Source organism: Aeromonas popoffii, assembly GCF_000820025.1.
Taxonomy (GTDB): Bacteria; Pseudomonadota; Gammaproteobacteria; order Enterobacterales; family Aeromonadaceae; genus Aeromonas; species Aeromonas popoffii.
The window spans coordinates 1-18,641 of sequence record NZ_CDBI01000037.1; the positions used below are offsets into that span (position 1 = coordinate 1).

Here is an 18,641-nt window from a genome sequence, read left to right on the forward strand (position 1 = left end):
CGTCATGGATACCACCCACAGGCGGTATCCATGACGGCAGGGATCAGGCTTCGCCTGTGGTACTGATGTCGAACAGTTGCTCCAGATAGACGGCGACGCCATCTTCATCCGAGCTCAGGGTCTGTTCGTGGTCTGCCAGGGCCAGTTTGAGGCGATCGTGGGCGTTGCCCATCACCACGCCACGGCCCACCATGCTCAGCATCTCGAAGTCATTCATGCCATCCCCGAAGGCGATGGCCTGGGACATCTCCAGCCCGTTCTGTTCAAGCACGGCGCGCAAGGCATTACCCTTGTGCACCCCGGCGTGCATCACCTCGAGACAGTCCGGCAGGGAGAAGGTGACGTTGAGTCGATCACCATAATGCTGATTGAGCTGGTCCTCGATCTGCAGCAGCTTCTCGTGGTCGCCGATGTAAAACACCTTGTTGACCTTGTCCATCGGGTGGGTGGCGAGGTCGGTCAGGCGGTAGGTGAAACCGGATGCGTCATGGAATTGCAAAAACCAGGGCTCCTCCTCTTCCACCAGCCACTCGTCGTCATAGTAGACGTTGAGGTGAATAGAGGGGTCGCGCTCCAGCGCGATCAACTCGGCGGCCACGGTGGCTGGCAGCGCCTGATTGAAGATGAGCTGATCCTGCTTGTCGTGCACCACGGCCCCGTTGGAGGTGATTAGGTAGATGTCCAGTCCGAGCGTGTCGCGAATGCTGCGCACGTCCACATGGTGCCGGCCTGTGGCCACCACGAACTTGATCCCCTGTTCCACCAGACGGTGCAGGGTTTCACGGGTGCGGGGGGAGATCTGGTGCTGCTTGTTTAGCAGGGTGCCATCGAGATCGGATACAACTACCTTGAACATCATTACCTCGGCATCAATTGAACGCAGGGGCAGTGTACCCCAGCGTTTTGCGTCACCCCATTTATTTAGGGATCCAAAAAATAACCTGTGTCAGAAGCGATCGAAGAAGGCCAGGGTGGCGTTCAGCGCCGCCTGACGCAGGGGATCGGCCTCCATGAACAGCTCGTGCCAGGCGCCCTCTATCCGCAGCGGCTTGCCCCCTTCACACCGAGCCCGGGTGCAGAAAGCATCCTGCGCGGCATTGTCTACCACACTGTCTTCCCCCGCCTGCAGCAGCAGCAGCGGCGTTTTGATGTGATCGGCTGCGGCGATGGCGCTGTCGCCGGCGGCTATCCCCTCGCGGATCCAGTGGGCCGTCACCCCACCCAGCTTGATCTGCGGGTGTTGCTCGTAGAGCTCGCGAAATGCCTGATAGCGTGGCTTGCTGTGGCTCAGGCTATTCTCGGCAAATTCGCGGGGCTGGTAGCTGCCCTGACCCGGGCCATAGGGCGGTTCGCCCAGCCAGTTGCCGACCTTGTCTATGCTGGCTGCCAGCCCCTGGGCCAGCCACTTGGGCAGGCCGCTGAGGTTGATGCCCATCATGGGGGAGGAGAGCACGGCGGCCTTGATGTCATCCGGCCAGCGTTCCAGATAGAGCGCCGAGATGGCGCCACCCATGGAGTGGGCCAGCAGGAACAGCTTGGCGGGCTGGTCTGCCATTATGACCTGGTCGTGAAATTGCTTCAGATCCAGTACATAGTCGTCGAACTGGTCGACATGTCCTTTCTCCGGGTTGTCCAGCAGGCGATCGGACATGCCCTGACCACGGTGATCGATGAGATAGAGGCTGTAGCCCTGACGCCACAGATCCCAGGCCAGTTCCTGATACTTGAGATAGCTCTCGGTCCGGCCGTTGACGATCAGGATGGCGCGATCGACCTTGGCCTGGCGCAGGGTGGCATAGCGGATGGTGACGTCATCCTTGCCCTTGAATTCCCCTTCGACGGCGTGCTCGCGCCAGAAGTCGGGCAGGGTTTGCTGATAGAGGGTGGGCACATCGGCTTCGGGAGTCAGTTGATAGGGATGGGTCACGGCAAGGGCTCCGGCAGAAAACAGGGTCAGGGTCAACAGGGCAGAAGATAACCGGTTCATGATGCGCACTCCTGTTGCCAATGCTGGTAGAGGGCCGGGATATCGCCCGAGCAGAGCAAGGACATGGCTGCTTGCAGGCGGGGCAAGGGCCAGTCCCACCACTGCATGGCCTGCAGCATGGAGACTTGCTCATCGTTGAAGCGGCGACGGATCGGTTTGGCCGGATTGCCACCCACTATGGTGTAGGGGGCAACGTCTTTGGTGACCACGGCTCGAGTGGCGATGACGGCGCCATCACCTATGGTGATGCCGGGCATGATCATGGCTTCCGAGCCTATCCAGACGTCGTTGCCAACCCGGGTATCTCCCTTGCGCCGGAAGCCGTCGTGTACGTCATCGCCGAAACGGGTGGCGTCGAAGGGAAAGGTGGAGGCCCAGTCCAGCCGGTGGCCCTGATTGCCTGCCAGCATGAAGGTAGCGCCCGAGGCGATGGAGCAGAACTTGCCTATGATGAGACGGTCTACTACCTCACCCCACTGGCCGCTCTCCCAGCTGGTCCGGGTTGAGCCATCACCCAGCAAATAGCGTACGCAGTGGTCTTCGAACGGCTTGCTGTGGTAATAGCCGGAGTAGTAGCTGTAGTCGCCAGCCTCAATATTGGGGTTGGTCAGGTGATCCCGTATGACTTGGGATTCCAGCCAGCTGCCAAACGGATTTTCCATCACTCCTCCTGCCACTCGGACTCTTCTTGCTGTGCGGCCCAACCCTTGCGTGTCAGTTGCATCTGTTGCCACCAAGCCTCGTCTGCCAGGATTTCGCCGGCCGGACCAAGCTGGGGATAGGGCATCTCTTTTTCTTTACAGAGCTGGGCATAGATGGGGTAGCCCCCCTCGAACAATATGCTGTTCTGCTCCTCAAGGTCGAGCGGGCAGCCGCGCTGATAGCAGCCGGCCAACTCGCGCTGGCGCTGTGCTTCATACAGGATGGCGGCGGCGGCCACGGAGACGTTGAGAGACTGCACCATGCCTACCATGGGGATGACGATATGGTGATCGGCCAGCGCCAGCGCCGCTTCCCCTATGCCGTGCTTCTCCTGGCCCACCAGGATGGCGGTGGGACGGGTGTAGTCTATGGTGCGAAAGTCCACCGAGCTCTCTGAAAGATGGGTCGCCAGGATCTGCATGCCGGTGGCTTTCAGCTCGGCCACGGCAGTGCCTATATCCGGGTGCAGTTTCACGTCTACCCAGTTCTGGCTGCCGCGTGCCGTGCCCTTGCGTTTGTGGATCCAGCTCTTGGGCCAGACGGCATGCACCCTGTGGATGCCGATGGCATCGGCGGTGCGCACGATGGCAGCCAGATTGTGAGGCTTGTGGACCTCTTCCATGCAGACGGTCAAGTCGAGCTGGCGCTGAGCCAGCATGTCGGAAATCCGTTTAAAGCGTTCAGGAGTCATATCAGTTTCTATTGGGTGAGTCGGGTGTGCCAGGAGTGCGCAGCAAGCGGGTCGGGCTGACGCTGGGTCAGTATGGTGCGGTTTGGCTTGAGGCGTTCGGGGGTCATGGCGTGTCTCTATAAAGCAGCAGGCGGCTTGCGCCGCCTGTATTCAGTTCTTTTGTCGGTTCACCTTGAGCACGTTGGGCATCACGCGGATCTTGCGCATGATGTTGGCCAGGTGGATACGGCTCTTGGTGGTGATGAGCAGGGTGACCAGATAGACACGGCCATCCTTCTCTTCGGTGCTGATGGCGTGAATGTTGGCGCCGGTGGCGGCAATCACGTTGGCCAGCTCGGCCAGCGCTCCCTGATGGTTGACTATCTCTATGCTGATACCGGTGCGGAATTCCTGCTCCTGATCCTTGTCCACCTCCCACTGTACCGGCAGGTATTTGTCCGGTTCGCGGCTGTAGCCCTTGATGTTGCGGCAGGCTTCCTGGTGGATCACCAACCCCTTGCCCGGGCTGATGTGGGCAATGATGGCATCCCCCGGGATCGGGCGGCAGCAGTTGGCGAAGGTGACCAGCATGCCGTCGGCACCCTTGATAGGCATCTTCTTGCTGCTGGACTTGGGCTGCTCTTCCGGCGGCAGTTCATCCCCCAGCATGCGACGCGCTACCATGACGCTCATGGCATTGCCCAGACCCACGTCGGCCAGCAAGCCCTGCAGATTCTCATGCTTGGTGTCGGTCAGCACCTGCTTGATGCGCGGCTCCGGAATATCTTCGATGTTCTTGACGCCGAGCGCATGGTTGAGCAGGCGGCGACCCAGCACCACCGACTCTTCGGTACGCAGGTTCTTGAGGAACTGGCGGATCTTGGAACGGGCCTTGGTAGTCACTACGAAATTGAGCCAGGCCGCGTTGGGGCGAGCCCCTGGCGCCGTGATGATCTCCACCGTCTGACCCGAATGCAGCGGGCTGCTCAGCGGATAGGGGTGGCGATCGACCCGCGAGCCAACGCAGGCATGACCGATGTCGGTGTGCACCGTGTAGGCGAAGTCCACCGGCGTGGCGCCCGTGGGCAGCTCCATGATGCGGCCTTCCGGGGTGAAGACGTAGATCTCGTCCGGGAAGAGGTCGGTCTTGACCCCTTCGATGAATTCAAACGAGCTGCCGGCGCTCTGTTGCAGCTCCAGCAGGCTCTGCATCCAGCGCTGGGCGCGGATCTGGGCTGTGGTGCCCGAGCTGTCGCCATCCTGCTTGTAGGCCCAGTGGGCGGCAACCCCCTTGTCGGCCATCTGATCCATGAACTCGGTGCGGACCTGTACCTCGACCGGCACCCCGTGCGGTCCTACCAGCGAGGTGTGCAGTGACTGGTAGCCGTTGGTCTTGGGAATGGCGATGTAATCCTTGAAGCGACCGGGGCGTGGCTTGTAGAGGCTGTGCATCTGCCCCAGCACCCGGTAACAGGTATCTATGTCCTTCACCCTGACGCGAAAGGCGTAGATATCCATTACCTCATGAAATTGCAGCTCTTTTTTCTCCATCTTGTTGTAGATGGAGAACAGGTTTTTCTCGCGGCCGCTGACCTGGGAGTCGATACCGGCATCTCGCAGACGGCCCTCGATCTCGCTCTGGATGGAGTCGATGATTTCGCGGCGGTTGCCACGGGCACGGCGCACCGACTCTCGTAACACGCGGGATCGCATGGGATAGAGCGCTTCGAAGCCCAGCTCTTCCAGCTCGTTCTTCATGGTATGAATACCGAGGCGGTTGGCGATGGGGGCGAAGATTTCGAGGGTTTCACGGGCGATGCGGCGGCGTTTGTCGGGCCGCAATGAGCCGAGCGTGCGCATATTGTGCGTGCGGTCGGCCAGCTTGATCAGGATGACCCGGATATCCTGGGTCATGGCCATCACCATCTTGCGGAAGTTTTCGGCCTGAGCCTCTTTGCGATCGCGAAATTTCAGCTTGTCGAGCTTGGAAACGCCCGCTACCAGCTCGGCGACGGCATCGCCAAACAGTTCGGCCAGGTCGGCCTTGGTCACGGGGGTATCTTCGATGACGTCGTGCAGCACGGCAGCCATCAGCGTTTCGTGATCGAGTCGCATGTCGCCGAGAATGCGGGCAACGGCAACCGGGTGGGTGATATAGGGTTCGCCACTGGAGCGCATTTGTCCCTGGTGGGCATCACGGGCCACCACATAGGCTTGCTTGAGCTTCTCAACCTGCTCTGGTGGCAGGTAGGAACTGGCTATTTCTTTAAGATTTTCAAATAAATACAAGACAGTCCCCGCAGCGGTTAAACGGCAATCCGTGGAATAGAGGGTATAGTCCCGAGTTTGCGAGGTTTTCGAGCGGTTGTAAATGGGAAGAACAGTCGGCACCCGGGCGGGCGCCGACTATGAGAAATAACTGACTTAACCGCGGCCTTCGGCGATGGCAGCAACGGCAGCCAACTCGGCGGCTTCCTGCTCTTGCTGCTCGTAGCGGTCCTGGGTGTCCATCACCTGGTTGTTCACCAGACCCAGTTCGATCTCGCGCAGGGCGATCACGGTCGGCTTGTCGTTCTCTTCGTCAACCAGGGGATCTTTGCCTTGAACCGCGATTTGGCGGGCGCGGCGGGCGGCGACCAGCACCAGGTCAAAACGGTTACCTACCTGTTTTACAGCATCTTCTACAGTAACGCGTGCCATGCAGGACTCCAGTGTTTGGGCTTTCTGTGTTTAGAAAAGCGGTGTTTAAAAATGACGCAAAAGTTTACTTGTTTTTGGCCTATTCTGCCAGTAGCTGTTGCAGCAAGTTTTGTTGGGCCTGCTGTTGCTGATACATTTCCAGCCGTTGGCACTCAATAATGGCCCTGAGCTGAAACAGTGCCAGCTCAAAGTCTTCGTTGATAATGACATAGTCATACTCGTCGTAGTGCACCATTTCGGCAATGGCTTTCGCCATCCGGCCGGCGATCACCTCGCTGCTGTCCTGACCGCGCCCGATCAGCCGCTGTTCCAGCTCGGCACGGCTGGGGGGCAGGATGAAGATGGACTTGGTCGGCATCTGTTCGCGGATCTGGCGGGCGCCCTGCCAGTCGATGTCGAGGAAGACGTCGATCCCTTTGGCCAGACAGACCTCGATGGCGGCGCGGGAGGTGCCGTAGTAGTTGCCGAACACTTCGGCCCACTCCAGAAAGTCACCGCGCGCGATCAGCGCCTTGAATGTCTCCACCGGCACGAAGTGGTAGTGCACCCCGTCCTCTTCGCCCGGGCGCATGGCACGAGTCGTGTGGGAGACCGACAGTTGCATCTTGCCTGCTACGTTATGTTTGGCCAGCAAGGCATTGAGCAGGCTGGATTTACCCGCCCCGCTCGGGGAGGAGATGATATAGAGAGTGCCTTGTTGCGCCATGTGATTACCTTTAATCGAAACCCGTGTTTTGGTTGTAGCAGAGGCTGCCGTCTTGTGCCCGAAAGGGAGACAGCCCAACGCAAAACGCGGAAAATTCTTGGATCAGGGGGATGTAAAGGCGGCGAATTTTAACAGAAGGCGGCGGATAAAAAAACGGCCGGAATCATATTCCAGCCAATCAAAGTCTTCGTAGCTTGCTGCGGGAGCGTAACCCACATCAGTCCTCATTGTGCCTTTGGGGGCGGGCAGAGGCCATCAGGTTATCCCTGCCTGATGGCTCGGAATTCCCGAGTTGCTTCTCAGCCTGGCAGATGGCGATCGGCGCAGAGCCGATCGAACGCGGCGATGACCTGTTCACTCGTGATCTTGCTCATGGCCTCTGGGTCCTTGAGGCGGGTGCGCCAGCTCAGATCGGCCAGCGGCTTGCCGGTTTCCTGTTCGATCAGCTTCTGATAGACGCTGACCACGTAGTCGCGGCATAGATAGGGGCCGGTGCGGGCCGGATTGTGATGGGCATAGAGGCCGATCACCGGTGTGCCCACCAAGGTTGCCATGTGGGTGGGGCCTGTATCGGGGGCCAGCACCAGATTCGCTTCGCCAATCAGCGCCAGCAGTTGCTTGAGGTTGGTCTGCCCCACCAGATCCACTGATTTTCGCTGGCTCAGTCGCTGTATGTCGGCGGCCAGATCCCGCTCGAGCTTGGCTGGGCCGCCGCACAGATAGACCTGAAAGCCCTTGTTGGCGGCATGATCTGCCAGCGCAGCATAACCTTCGGCCGTCCAGTTCTTGAATGCCTTGCTGGCGGCGGCGCAGATGAGCAGCGTCGGTTTGCCGCCAATCTTCTCCTTTGCCCATGCCTGATGTTCAGGGCTGATGGGCAGTTGCCAGTCCGGGGTCAGATCCTGGATGCCGAGCTCTTTGGCGAAGGCGAGAAAGCCGTCAAGCACATGGGGCGACGCGGGGGATGGCACCCTGTGGTTGGTGAACAGCCACTGACCGTCGTTGGCGCGCTCCTTGTCGAAGCCGAGCTTGATCCTGGCCTTGATGCCGAGCGTGGCAATGCTGGCGCGCATGGCGGCTTGCAGGTGGAGCAGGGCATCGAACCTGCGCCCCTTTAGGGTCTGCCAGAGATCGCGGTAGCCGCGCCAACCCTTGCTTTTGTCGAAGGCGATCACCTCCACCCCGGGCAAGTCGGCAAACAGGGTCGCTTCGATTTTGCCGGTGATCCAGGTGATGCGGGTCTGGGGCCAGGCCCGCTGGATGACGCGCACCAGTGCCAGCGCGTGGCAGCAATCCCCGATGGCGGAGAGCCGCAGTATGCAGATAGAAGAGGGCGGCGTTGGGAACAGCGGCATGATGTGGCGCAATGGTGGAAAAATGGATGGATGGCATTATGCAAACTCCCCTGTGGATTGTAAAATTGCGCGCAACTGGCCGCCGGTACTGGCCGTGATCCTTACAAGGAGCACGGGTTCGTGCTGACAAGCCGCTTTATCGTGAATCGAACCATTGCGATCACTGACCGACCGGGATCACCAAGATGCGAATACAGACCGAACACAACCAGATCTGCTGGTACGCCGAAGGGGTTTTTCGTGACCCTTCTCCCGAGCTGTTTGATCCGGCCTGGTGGCAGACCCATCGCCAGGTAGTGGGTTCCTCCATCGGTCGCGGGGTGACCTGGTTCGTGAAGGATGAATCCCGCCACCTGGTGCTACGTCACTACTATCGTGGCGGCATGGTGGGCAAGGTGGTGCGGGATCGCTTCTGGTTCGAGGGGGTAGAGAGCAGTCGTGCCATGGCCGAATACAGTCTGCTGGCTAAATTGAGCGAGCAGGGCTTGCCGGTGCCGCGCCCGTTTGCGGCCCGCATGGCCAAGCAGGGCCCCTTCTATCGGGCCGATATCCTGATCGAGCGCATTCGCGGCGCCAAGGATCTGGTGGCGCTGCTCAAGCAGGGACCGATCGCCGGCGAGGTGTGGCACAAGGTCGGCCAGACGGTGCGCCAGCTGCACGATGCCGGTGTCTACCATGCGGATCTCAACAGTCACAACCTGCTGCTCGACAAGGAGGGCAAGGTGTGGGTCATCGATTTTGACAAGGGGGCGATCCGCTCGTCCGGCAGCTGGCAGCAGGCCAACCTGGAGCGGCTGCTGCGCTCTTTCACCAAAGAGTCCCAATTGCATACCAGTTTCCACTTCGTGCCGGAAAACTGGCAGGCCTTGATGAAGGGCTATCAAGGAAAAGCGAGCTGACCCAGTTGCTCGCTGCGAGAGCCAATGTTACTTATTGAGCAGGTATTCCGATTCGGTTTCGAGGCGCTCGATGGACACGCCCAAGGCTCCCCTGAGGGACACAATCACCCGGTTTGATCTGGCGCTGATGGCAGATGCCATGGCACTGCTGGCGGCGGGACTCTGGCGCTGGAGCCCGCAACAGGGGGTACAGCGGGATATCTCCTGCCTGCGCCTGCTGGGATTGGATGAGACCGGGCTGGACGATCTCGGCTGGCTGGAACGGGTACATCCCGACGATGTGGCCGCACGGCAGGATGCGCTTGGTGCCTGCCAGAGTGGGCGACTGGCCCAGATCCGGCTCGAATACCGCATCCTGCATCACCATGGTCACTACGTGCGGCTGGAAGAGCGGGCCCAGCGCGATCTGTTCGGTCAGGTGCTGGGGGTGGTGCGCCAACTCGACCCGCTGGCCGTGATCGTGGAGGAGCGCCACGGCATGGATCCCCTCACCGGACTGGAGAGCCGCAGTCACTTCGAACAACTGCTCGACGAGCGGCTGGCGACCGAGAGTGGCAGCTTCAGCCTGCTGCAGTTCACCGTGGATCACAGCGCCAAGATACTGCAGCTGTTTGGCGAGGCCGCCTGTGATGCCATGCTGGCCAAGCTGGTGCGCATAGTACGCCACGAGCGGCAGCGGGAAGATCCCTTCGCCCGTTGGGACCAGGATGGCTTCATCCTGATGCTCTCCCAGACAGATCGGCTGAGTGGCCTGGAGATTGCCGAGCGGCTGCGCCTCGAGATCGCCGATGCCAGCCTGCTGCCGCAGCGGCCGGTGACCGTCAGCATAGGGCTGGTGCAGAGCCAGAGCGGTGAGCAGCTCGACCACCTGCTGGCCCGTCTGGCCAGCTGTCACGGTCAGGCCAGACGGGAGCACAACACTGTCGTCGGCTGAGTGCGGTCAGGGCTGGCTGTTCTTGTCACGCTGGCAGACCCAGAGCGAGGCCAGCATCAGCAGGCCGCCGATGGTCAGCCGGGTCAGATCGGTATCCTTGCCCCAGAGCAGCAGGTTGACCAGCAGCCCCGCCGGGATAAGGGCGTTGTTCATGATGGCCAGCACACCGCTGCTGACCCTGGTGGCGCCCTTGTTCCACAGGAAGTAACCCAGGCCGGAAGCGCCTATCCCCAGCCACAGCAGAATACCCCACTGCAAGCCGCTGGTCGGGTATTGCGGCTTGCCCAGCAGCCACCAGGCGGGCAGGGCGACAGCCAGGGCCCCCAGATAGAAGCAGCCGAACACTGCCCGCTGTGGCGGTTGCTCCGCCTCCCGCGCCAGCAGTACCTTGTAGCCCACCTGACCGAGCGCGAAGCAGAGGTTGGCCCCCTGCACCACCAGAAATCCCAGCACATAGCTTTCGGTCAGCCCGTCGAAGCGGATGACGGCAGCCCCGAGCACCGCCAGCAGGGCGCCCCACAGATAGGTGGGCTTGAAGCGCCCCTCCAGCAGATCGTGGAGCAGGGTGACGTAGATGGGGGTGAAGATGGTAAAGACCAGCACTTCCGGCACCGTCAGCAGCAGGAAGGAGTGGTAGTAGAAGAGATACATGATGCCGAGCTGGATGGCGCCGAGCATCATCAGCTTGGCCACCAGATCGGGGCGCAGCCAGCGGCGGCGCAGGAAGGGGAGAAACACCAGACTGGCGAGGGCGATGCGGGTCAGCACCGAGAAGTAGGCATCCACCTGGCCAGCGAGGTAGACCCCGATCAGGCTGAAGGAGAATGACCAGAGCAGGGTGACCCCTATCAAGTAGTTCATGTGATTGATTTATCGTCAGTTGTCAATTTTAAGGGGGCTATGATGGCTGAGATGGAAGCGGCAATCCAGCGTTTATGGGCGCGATTGCCACAGGTCGGAGCATTTAGCTTCACCGCCAGCAATGGCGAGGGGTCGGCGACCGACTGGAATGGTCGCGGCGAGGGGAGTGTGCAGGTGACCGATCATCAGGGTGGCTGGCTGTTTAGCGAGCAGGGCCGTTACACCACACCCCATGGAAGGGAACTCGCCATGCACAATCGCTTCTGGTGGCAGCGTAGTGCGCGGGGGATCCGCCTCTCTCATTTGCGTTATGAAGCGCCGGTCGAACTGTTCGAGCTGTTGCCGCAAGGGGATGGCCGCTGGCTGACCGCCGAGCCGCATCTGTGCGGGGCGGACCACTACAGCGCCGAGCTGACCGAGATCGACGGCGGCTTTCTGCTCGGCTGGCAGATCACCGGCCCGCGCAAGAACGAGCGGCTCAGTTATCGCTATCTGGTCTGACGCTGGCTGGCAGACATAAAAAAACCGGCGCAGAGCGCCGGTAGCAGGGGACAAATCGGAGGTTTTTTAAAACGGTCCCAAAAACAGGAGAGATACACTCTCGTCACACATTCAGAGATGGACTTCAGGCATGCAGGGCATAGCTCAGCATGGCTTGCAGCTTGCTGTCGAAGAACCAGGGCAGCAGTACCATCAGCAGGCCCATGATCCCGGCCAGGCGCTGGCGATATTGCCAGCTGGCGATCAGTACCAGACCACCGCACAGTGTGGTCAGGATGCCTGACATAGGGAGACCTCGCGCTGCATGCGACGCTGTTGCGCCCACTGGTTCATGGCGACTGAGCCGAGGATCAGGGCCAGTGCCACACCGGTAGTGGAGTGGATCTGCTCGCCAAGGAACAGGGCACCCAGCATCACGCCAAACAGCGGCACCAGATAGTTGCTGAAGGAGGCGAACGTCGGGCCAGCCTTCTGGATCAGCGCCATATAGAGGAAGTAGACCAGACCGGTACAGAGAGTACCCAGCACGGTAATCGCGCTCAGGGCCTGGCTGCTCGGCATGGTCAGGCTGCCGAGATCAACCATGAAGGGTGCGACCAGCAGCAACTGGGCTGCCGAGGAGACCAGGATGTTGCGGGCAACGACCACAGGGTGATCCTTGGCGAAGCGCTTGATCATCAACAGGCCGATGGCAAAGCAGCTGGCACCGAACAGGATGGCGACGGCACCGAGCAGGCCGGCGTTCATGCCCTGAGCGAGTTTCGGCCAGAACAGGGTAAGCACACCGGCAAAGCCGATGATCACCGAGAGCAGACCGGCTTTGGTGATTCTTTCACCAGAAATAAACAGAGGTGCAGCCAGAATGGTCACAAACGGGATACAACCCATGACCACGGCGGCGATGGCGCTATCCACATACTGTTGGCCCCAGGCAACCATGATGAAGGGGATAGTGGCATCCAGCAGGGCAATCAGCATATAGGTCCGCCACGGGGTGTGCTCACTCTTGAGACGCATAAACAGGCAGAGCAGACCCAGGGTCAGGCTGCCGCACAGGGCGCGACCAGCAGCCACCAGAATGGGGGGCAACTCGGCAACAGCCTGGTGCATGAAAATGAACTGGGAACCCCAGAGCAGGCCAATGGCCAGCAATAACAAATAGCTACGCATTGTAATCTCCGATGTATTAAGCCAGCGCATTCTAGGTAATCTGTTACTATGGTAAAAATGAATTGTTGGCATTTCACTATGGCGAATATAGATGGATAGCTCACTCGCCCGTCTTGACCTTAACCTGCTCGCCGTGTTCGACATGCTGATGCAGGAGCGCAACGTCACCCATGCCGCCGATCGGCTGCATCTCTCTCAATCCACCGTCAGTCATGCCCTGGGTCGGCTGCGGGTGGCGCTGGATGATCCGCTGTTTGTGATGAGTCGACGCGAGATGATGCCGACCGAGCGGGCCAAGGCGCTGGCCGGACCGGTGCGCCAGGCATTGGCGATGCTGGAGCAGGGATTGCGGCAGGCCAAGGGGTTTGATCCCGCCACCGCGCGGCGAATTTTCCGTATCGCTACCCCGGGCTCGGTGGAGCACGGGCTGGTGCCAGTGCTGGTGGACAGGCTCTATCGGCAGGCCCCTCAATGTCGGCTGGAGGTGTGCGAGCTGGCAGACAACAACTACGAGCGGGAGCTGGAGAAGGGGGAGCTGGATCTGGTGATCGGGTTTGCCGGGGCGAATCACCTCTCACCCCGCTTGTGGCGGGAGGAGTGGTTCAACAACCCGCTGGTGTGCCTGTCGCCGCTTGGTAGCGAATTGCCCGATGTGCTGACCCCGGTCGAGCTGGTGAGCCGTCCCCATATCCACACCTCCAGTTGGGGTCACAGTCAGGCGATGGTGGAGCTCTGGCTGGCTCGCTTCGGGGTGGAGCGGGAGCTGGGGGTGCGCTTGCCGAGTTTTATGGCGGTGCCGCCGTTGATGGCAACCGGCCGCTATCTGGTGGTGGTGCCCGAGATGATCGGGCGCCACTTCTGCCGTTACTATCCGCTGCGGATGCACCAGCTCGACCCCGCCATCCCCATCATCTACCTGATGGCAGGGCACCCGCTCACCGCCCACGATGAGGCGATCGGCTGGTTCAAGAGCCTGTTGCACCAGCTGGTGTTCGACCTTTACGGCGAGGATGCGCTGGGTACGCCTGCTCAGCGGATGCTGGCGAAGTAGTCCAGCCCCATGGCGCTTTTCACCTCAGCCAACACCTCATCTGTGATGACGCGGGCCTGCTCGGTGCCCTGATAGAGCAGTGCCAGCAGTTTGTCCTTGTCGGCGATGGCGGCCTGACGGCGCTCCCGCATCGGCGCGAGCAGGGTTTGCAGGCAGTCGTTGAGCACCTGTTTACAGCGCATGTCGCCCAGTCCGCCGCGCTGATAGTGCGCCTTCATCTCGGCCACCAGCACCTTGTCGGGGTGGAAGGCATCCAGATAGGCGAACACAGTATTCCCCTCCACCTGACCCGGATCGCTCACCTTGAGGTGGTTGGGGTCGGTATACATGGCGAACACTGCCTGTTTGACCTCTTCCGCCGACATGCCGAGTTCGATGGTGTTGCCGAGGGATTTGGACATCTTGGCCTTGCCGTCGATGCCGGGCAGGCGGCCGGTGTCGCTCAGGATCGGCTGGCACTCGGTCAGCACCTCTTTGCCAACTAACGTGTTGAAGCGGCGCACGATCTCGTTGGTCTGCTCCAGCATCGGCAGCTGATCTTCCCCTACCGGCACGTGGCTGGCACGAAAGGCGGTGATGTCGGCGGCCTGACTGACCGGATAGACCAGGAAACCGGCCGGCAGCGTGCGCTCGAACCCCTTCTGCTGGATCTCCGCCTTGACGGTGGGATTGCGCTCCAGCCGGGCGACGCTGACCAGATTGAGGTAGTAGCAGGTGAGTTCGGCGAGGGCGGGCAGGGCGCTCTGCAAACAGAAGGTGGTCTTGGCCGGGTCGAGGCCGACCGCCAGATAGTCGGCCATCACCTCCAGCACGTTGTCGGTCACCTTGGCCGGGTTGTGGCCGTTGTCGGTCAGCGCCTGCAAGTCGGCGATCATCACGAATTGACGGTAGTGGTGCTGGGCTTCGACGCGCTGGCGCAGGGAACCGACATAGTGGCCTATGTGCAGTTTGCCGGTGGGACGATCGCCAGTCAGGATAACGGGGTTGTGCATGTCACTCTCTCCAGTTGGGTGAGCCGGGAGGCGACAAAGGGAGAAAAACAGTTGACCGCCTCTCGGCGGTCACGGTGTTTTCTTTGGGAAATCTAGAATAGAAACGCGGTGCCGCCTGTTTAGGAGCAGCACCACCAGTAGTTGTAATTGAATGCGGTCATGTTCATAGCAAATCAAACTACGCCGGTTTCATCACTTCTGCAAGGGGACGACCAGCAGATCGCACGGCACTGTATTCATCAGCTGACGGGCGCTGGAGGTGAGCAGACTCCAGAAACTCTGGCGATGGCCGCACACCAGCAGGTCGATCTCATACTCCTTGACCGCCTGATTGACCCGCTCGCTCAGATCGCCGCAGATCACCAGCTTCTTCTCGATGGGGTAGTCCACCGAGGCCAGAAATGCCTCCAGCTTCTCTTTCGCTTCGGCGATCACCTGATCCTGCACGTTGTCGATGTCGATATCGATCATCTCGGTGTAGAGATCCTTGAGGTCCACATCGACATGGATAACCGACAGCTTGGCGCCGTTGGATCGGGCTCTGTCCACCGCCTTGTCGATCACCTTGCGGTTGTCTTCCGACAGGTCGATCGCGGCCAGTATGTGTTGGTAATAGGTTCCATTCATGGGAGTTCTCCTCACTGATCCTGAGTCCACTATACCAATGTCTGATGAAACTAAAATGGTGTATGCGGCACAGTTTCGGGATTTAAAAGAGTTTCTTATGGGGCTCTATTTCAGTCGTAGACGAAAAATCGTCTATATATCGAACAGGAGTTTGAAGCAGGTCACACCCGTCGGCTTGCCCGCAAGGGGTGACGGGCATAGGATGTGCCCGTGCTTCGCAATGAACACAAAACAACAAAAAGCATCTGAATACCGCTTTGGGGAGCCTCGCGCTCCCTCTTGTTTTTCTGCCCCCTTCCTGCCGATATCCCGCCCGACATCAAGGTAATCCGTGGCTGCTTGGTTATGCTGTAGCCAGTTCCTTTGGAGAGCCCTTGATGATCATTCACCCGCAGATCCAGGGTTGCGTTGCGCGCAACTGTCACCCCATCGGCTGCCGCGCCGCCGTGTTGCAACAGATTGCCAGCGTCAGGGCGGCGGGCCGGTTCAACGGGCCCAAGCGGGTGCTGGTGCTGGGGGCCTCCTCCGGTTTCGGGCTGGCCTCGCGCATCGCGCTCACCTTCGGCGCCGGTGCCGATACCGTCGGCGTTTCGTTCGAGCGGGGCCCGTCTGACAAGGGGCTCGGCAGCGCGGGCTGGTACAACAACATCTGGTTTCGCAAGGCGGCGGAGCAGGAGGGACGCATTGCCATCAACCTGATCGGTGATGCCTTCTCGGATCTCATGCGCCAGCAGGCCATCGACACCATACGTCAGCAGCTGGGGCAGGTGGATCTGGTGATCTACTCGCTGGCGAGCGGCATTCGGGTGCTGCCGGATGGCACTCAGGTGCGCTCCGTGCTCAAGACCACCGGCCAGCCGTTCAGCGGTTGGGGGCTGGATCTGGAGCAGGATACCCTGGTGCAGCAATCCCTGGCGCCTGCCACCCCGGAGGAGATCCGAGATACCGTCACTGTGATGGGCGGGGATGATTGGCTGATCTGGATGAAGGTGTTGCAGCAGGCGGGTTGCCTTGCTGCCGGCGCCCGGACCGTGGCCTACTCCTATATCGGCCCCGAATCCACCTATCCCCTCTATCGGGATGGCACCATCGGCTACGCCAAGGAGCATCTGCACGCCACCGCCGAGACCATCAACCTGCAACTGGCGGAAGTAGGTGGTCACGCCTGGGTGTCGGTCTGCAAGGCGCTGGTGACCAAGGCGAGCGCCTACATTCCTGTGTTGCCCGTCTATCTGGGGCTGTTGATGGGGGTGATGAAGGAGCGCGGCGTGCACGAAGGCTGCATCGAGCAGATGCAGCGGCTGTTTGCCGCCAAGATGTACGGGCCCAATGGGGTGGTGGCCGATGGCAACCGGCTGATCCGGATGGATGACCACGAGCTGGACCCGGCCATTCAGGCCGCCGTCTCAACCCTCTGGTCCAAGGTGACGCCGGAGAATTTCCATACCCTGGGGGATTTCGCCGGGCTGCGGCATGATTTCATGCAGCTCAATGGTTTCGAGCTGCCGGGCGTGGATTACGGGGCACCGGTGGATCTGGCCTCGCTGACCGAGCTGGTGCCATGATCCTCCATCCCTCCCGTTTATTCAGGCCACGCTGCTGGCCAGTTCATCCTGCGCCGAAGGGATCGTCGCCAATATGGTCTGGTTGCGGCCCTGGCGCTTGGCCTGATACATGGCCATGTCGGCCCGGTGAATAAGCTGGCCCAGCCTCTCGTCGGCCGGTGAGCGCCCGGCAACCCCTGTGCTGATGGTCATGCGGGGGTTGTCTAGCAGGGCAATCCGCTGGCGCAGCTGCTCGGCCAGATGCCAGCAATCCTCCGCCGGCAGCGGCACCGCCACCAGAAACTCCTCGCCTCCCCAACGCCCGACCAGTTGCAGGTCGGGTGCCCAGGATCTCAGCTCCCGCGCCAGCAGCTGGATCGCCCTGTCCCCTGCCTGATGACCATGGCGGTCGTTGATCTGCTTGAAGTGATCTATGTCGATGATGAGCAGGGTGAGCGGGCCCTCCTGCTGCCACCGGGTGGCCAGCCGTTCCAGCAGCGCGCGACGGTTGGGCAGATCGGTCAGCTGATCGAAGGTAGCGAGCTTGTAGAGGTGGCGTGAACTGCGGTGCAGCCTGTGGGTGGTGATCCCCAGCAGCAGCAGGGCGCTGGCCAGCAGGCCGACCAGCACCAGCTGGTAGTTGCGGGCACTCTGTTGATGCAGCAGTTGCTTGCGCTGGCGTTCGTTCTCCTGTTGCAGCGCATGGTTGCTGGCCTCGCTGCGGGCCAGCTCCATCTCGGCCTGGAAGGCGGCGGCATGCTGGCTCGGGGTCTGGTTGAAGTGCTGCTTGTACTCGCGCATGTAGTCGATCAGCGCGTGATAGGCCTCGGGATAGCGCCCCTGATCGGCCAGCAATCTGGCTTGCAGCGCTTTGCTGCTGACACTGACGTGCCCGGTGCGATAGAGGGCGAGCCCGTTCAGGGCATGCCACCCGGAGTCCGGCATCAGGTGGTCGGTGACGGCTGGCTTGCGCTGGGACAACAGGGCGAGAGCCTTATCCAGTTCCTCCATATCCTGCTGTGGGTGGGCATCAAGGCGCCGCAGATAGCCGACGGGATCGCGCCCCGCCTGCCATTCAGCCTCTTCCTGCAAGGAGGGAGTGGCCTGCAACTGGGTTATCCAGAGCAGTGCCAGTGCCATTATGAATCTCATTGAATCCTTTCCCCGACCACTGGGGCCATCATAATGGCTGAATCCACCTACACCATGTTTCTTTGCTTCTCTATAACCGTATGGGGGGCAGGATGAGGTGCAAGCTGTCACAACTGAGAGCCTGGGCTGTCGTATCTGGTTGATTCGTGATGAAACAGTGGCGACAATCGTGACCAAATCACAGTGGAGAATCATCATGTTGGCCAAAGCCATGATCGAGAAGTTGAACGAGCAGATTAATCTTGAATTCTATTCCTCCAATCTCTACCTGCAGATGAGCGCCTGGTGCGAGGACAAGGGTTTCGAAGGGGCCGCCACCTTCCTGCGTAAGCACGCGGTCGAGGAGCGTCAGCACATGGAGCGCCTGTTCACCTACGTGAGCGAGACCGGTGCCATGCCGATGCTGGGCGCCATAGGTGCGCCTCCCCACGAGTTCAACTCGCTGGGTGACATCTTCCGCACCACCCTGGAGCACGAGTACCACATCACCAAGTGCATCAACGGCCTGGCCCATGTGGCGTTCACTACCCAGGACTACTCCACCTTCAATTTCCTGCAGTGGTACGTGGCCGAGCAGCATGAAGAGGAGAAGCTGTTCAAGAGCATCGTCGACCGTCTGTCGCTGGTGGGTGAGGATGGCAAGGGTCTCTACTTCATCGACAAGGAGCTGGCTGAGCTGGCCAAGGGCGCTCCTGCCAGCGTCATGGATGGCAACGCCTGATAGTCGTGGACACTTAGTGTTCAGCCAGTACAATAACGGCCCCTCGTATCGGGGCCGTTTTCTATTGAT

The 18,641-nt window shown here is 60.5% G+C and carries 19 protein-coding genes and 1 pseudogene; 6 read left to right on the forward strand and 14 right to left on the reverse strand.

What is annotated here, in order from left to right:
- Positions 1–43: 43 nt before the first annotated feature.
- The 8 genes from BN1129_RS07450 to BN1129_RS07485 all read right to left on the reverse strand — a co-directional run bounded on the left by BN1129_RS07450 (position 44) and on the right by BN1129_RS07485 (position 8,132).
- Positions 44–856 (reverse strand): Cof-type HAD-IIB family hydrolase, encoded by an 813-nt coding sequence (locus BN1129_RS07450; RefSeq protein WP_042035626.1) that lies wholly within the window; start codon positions 854–856, stop codon positions 44–46.
- Between the two features lie 90 nt (positions 857–946).
- On the reverse strand, positions 947–1,987 hold the full coding sequence (locus BN1129_RS07455) for an alpha/beta fold hydrolase (RefSeq protein ID WP_042035602.1): 1,041 nt from the start codon (positions 1,985–1,987) through the stop codon (positions 947–949).
- Positions 1,984–2,649 carry a CatB-related O-acetyltransferase gene (locus BN1129_RS07460; protein ID WP_042035603.1) on the reverse strand — a complete coding sequence of 222 codons (666 nt, stop codon included), beginning with the start codon at positions 2,647–2,649 and terminating at the stop codon, positions 1,984–1,986. The genes BN1129_RS07455 and BN1129_RS07460 overlap by 4 nt, the downstream gene beginning before the upstream one ends.
- Positions 2,649–3,380, reverse strand: coding sequence for a tRNA (guanosine(18)-2'-O)-methyltransferase TrmH (trmH, locus tag BN1129_RS07465; RefSeq protein ID WP_042035605.1), 732 nt, complete (start codon positions 3,378–3,380; stop codon positions 2,649–2,651). The genes BN1129_RS07460 and trmH overlap by 1 nt, the downstream gene beginning before the upstream one ends.
- A gap of 150 nt (positions 3,381–3,530) precedes the next feature.
- A complete protein-coding gene (spoT, locus tag BN1129_RS07470; protein WP_042035607.1) occupies positions 3,531–5,648 on the reverse strand; it encodes a bifunctional GTP diphosphokinase/guanosine-3',5'-bis pyrophosphate 3'-pyrophosphohydrolase in 2,118 nt (705 codons plus the stop codon).
- 135 nt (positions 5,649–5,783) lie between these two features.
- A complete protein-coding gene (gene rpoZ, locus BN1129_RS07475; protein ID WP_005307060.1) occupies positions 5,784–6,059 on the reverse strand; it encodes a DNA-directed RNA polymerase subunit omega in 276 nt (91 codons plus the stop codon).
- Between the two features lie 79 nt (positions 6,060–6,138).
- Complete coding sequence (gene gmk / locus BN1129_RS07480) at positions 6,139–6,765, reverse strand: guanylate kinase (protein ID WP_042035608.1); 627 nt, start codon at positions 6,763–6,765, stop codon at positions 6,139–6,141.
- Positions 6,766–7,064: 299 nt separating this feature from the next.
- Positions 7,065–8,132, reverse strand: a complete 1,068-nt coding sequence (locus tag BN1129_RS07485) for a glycosyltransferase family 9 protein (protein WP_209418486.1) — start codon at positions 8,130–8,132, stop codon at positions 7,065–7,067.
- A gap of 173 nt (positions 8,133–8,305) precedes the next feature.
- Here BN1129_RS07485 and BN1129_RS07490 point away from each other — a divergent pair, with 173 nt between their 5' ends.
- Both BN1129_RS07490 and BN1129_RS07495 read left to right on the forward strand, forming a co-directional pair.
- On the forward strand, positions 8,306–9,019 hold the full coding sequence (locus BN1129_RS07490) for a 3-deoxy-D-manno-octulosonic acid kinase (protein WP_042035611.1): 714 nt from the start codon (positions 8,306–8,308) through the stop codon (positions 9,017–9,019).
- Positions 9,020–9,089: 70 nt separating this feature from the next.
- Complete coding sequence (locus BN1129_RS07495; protein WP_042035612.1) at positions 9,090–9,953, forward strand: GGDEF domain-containing protein; 864 nt, start codon at positions 9,090–9,092, stop codon at positions 9,951–9,953.
- A 6-nt stretch (positions 9,954–9,959) separates the two neighbouring features.
- Here the strand turns inward: BN1129_RS07495 and BN1129_RS07500 are convergent, their stop codons facing one another.
- Positions 9,960–10,814 (reverse strand): carboxylate/amino acid/amine transporter, encoded by an 855-nt coding sequence (locus tag BN1129_RS07500; protein WP_042035613.1) that lies wholly within the window; start codon positions 10,812–10,814, stop codon positions 9,960–9,962.
- A gap of 42 nt (positions 10,815–10,856) precedes the next feature.
- Between BN1129_RS07500 and BN1129_RS07505 the strand changes: the two genes are divergently transcribed.
- The gene (locus BN1129_RS07505) at positions 10,857–11,315 is read left to right on the forward strand and encodes a DUF6314 family protein (protein ID WP_042035615.1); all 459 of its coding nucleotides are present in this window, start codon (positions 10,857–10,859) and stop codon (positions 11,313–11,315) included.
- A gap of 124 nt (positions 11,316–11,439) precedes the next feature.
- Here BN1129_RS07505 and BN1129_RS23210 read toward each other — a convergent pair whose 3' ends face one another.
- Together BN1129_RS23210 and BN1129_RS07510 are read right to left on the reverse strand one after the other, a co-directional pair.
- On the reverse strand, positions 11,440–11,601 hold the full coding sequence (locus BN1129_RS23210; protein WP_157013301.1) for a hypothetical protein: 162 nt from the start codon (positions 11,599–11,601) through the stop codon (positions 11,440–11,442).
- Positions 11,586–12,485, reverse strand: a complete 900-nt coding sequence (locus BN1129_RS07510; protein WP_042035616.1) for a DMT family transporter — start codon at positions 12,483–12,485, stop codon at positions 11,586–11,588. Before BN1129_RS07510 ends, BN1129_RS23210 begins: the two co-directional genes overlap by 16 nt.
- A 91-nt stretch (positions 12,486–12,576) precedes the next feature.
- Here BN1129_RS07510 and BN1129_RS07515 point away from each other — a divergent pair, with 91 nt between their 5' ends.
- Positions 12,577–13,536: a LysR family transcriptional regulator gene (locus tag BN1129_RS07515; protein WP_042035617.1), complete on the forward strand. Its 960-nt coding sequence runs from the start codon at positions 12,577–12,579 to the stop codon at positions 13,534–13,536.
- On the opposite strand, the gene trpS is transcribed toward BN1129_RS07515, so the two are convergent.
- Both trpS and BN1129_RS07525 read right to left on the reverse strand, forming a co-directional pair.
- Positions 13,515–14,528: a tryptophan--tRNA ligase gene (trpS, locus tag BN1129_RS07520; protein ID WP_042035618.1), complete on the reverse strand. Its 1,014-nt coding sequence runs from the start codon at positions 14,526–14,528 to the stop codon at positions 13,515–13,517. The genes BN1129_RS07515 and trpS overlap by 22 nt on opposite strands.
- Positions 14,529–14,720: 192 nt before the next feature.
- The gene (locus BN1129_RS07525) at positions 14,721–15,155 is read right to left on the reverse strand and encodes a universal stress protein (protein ID WP_042035619.1); all 435 of its coding nucleotides are present in this window, start codon (positions 15,153–15,155) and stop codon (positions 14,721–14,723) included.
- Between the two features lie 377 nt (positions 15,156–15,532).
- Between BN1129_RS07525 and fabV the strand changes: the two genes are divergently transcribed.
- The gene (gene fabV, locus BN1129_RS07535; protein ID WP_042035621.1) at positions 15,533–16,720 is read left to right on the forward strand and encodes an enoyl-ACP reductase FabV; all 1,188 of its coding nucleotides are present in this window, start codon (positions 15,533–15,535) and stop codon (positions 16,718–16,720) included.
- 21 nt (positions 16,721–16,741) lie between these two features.
- Here fabV and BN1129_RS07540 read toward each other — a convergent pair.
- Positions 16,742–17,578: pseudogene (locus BN1129_RS07540) on the reverse strand (GGDEF domain-containing protein); the annotation flags it as partial.
- Positions 17,579–18,047: 469 nt separating this feature from the next.
- Between BN1129_RS07540 and ftnA the strand changes: the two are divergent.
- Positions 18,048–18,572 carry a non-heme ferritin gene (gene ftnA / locus BN1129_RS07545; RefSeq protein ID WP_042035624.1) on the forward strand — a complete coding sequence of 175 codons (525 nt, stop codon included), beginning with the start codon at positions 18,048–18,050 and terminating at the stop codon, positions 18,570–18,572.
- The last annotated feature ends 69 nt before the right edge of the window (positions 18,573–18,641 follow it).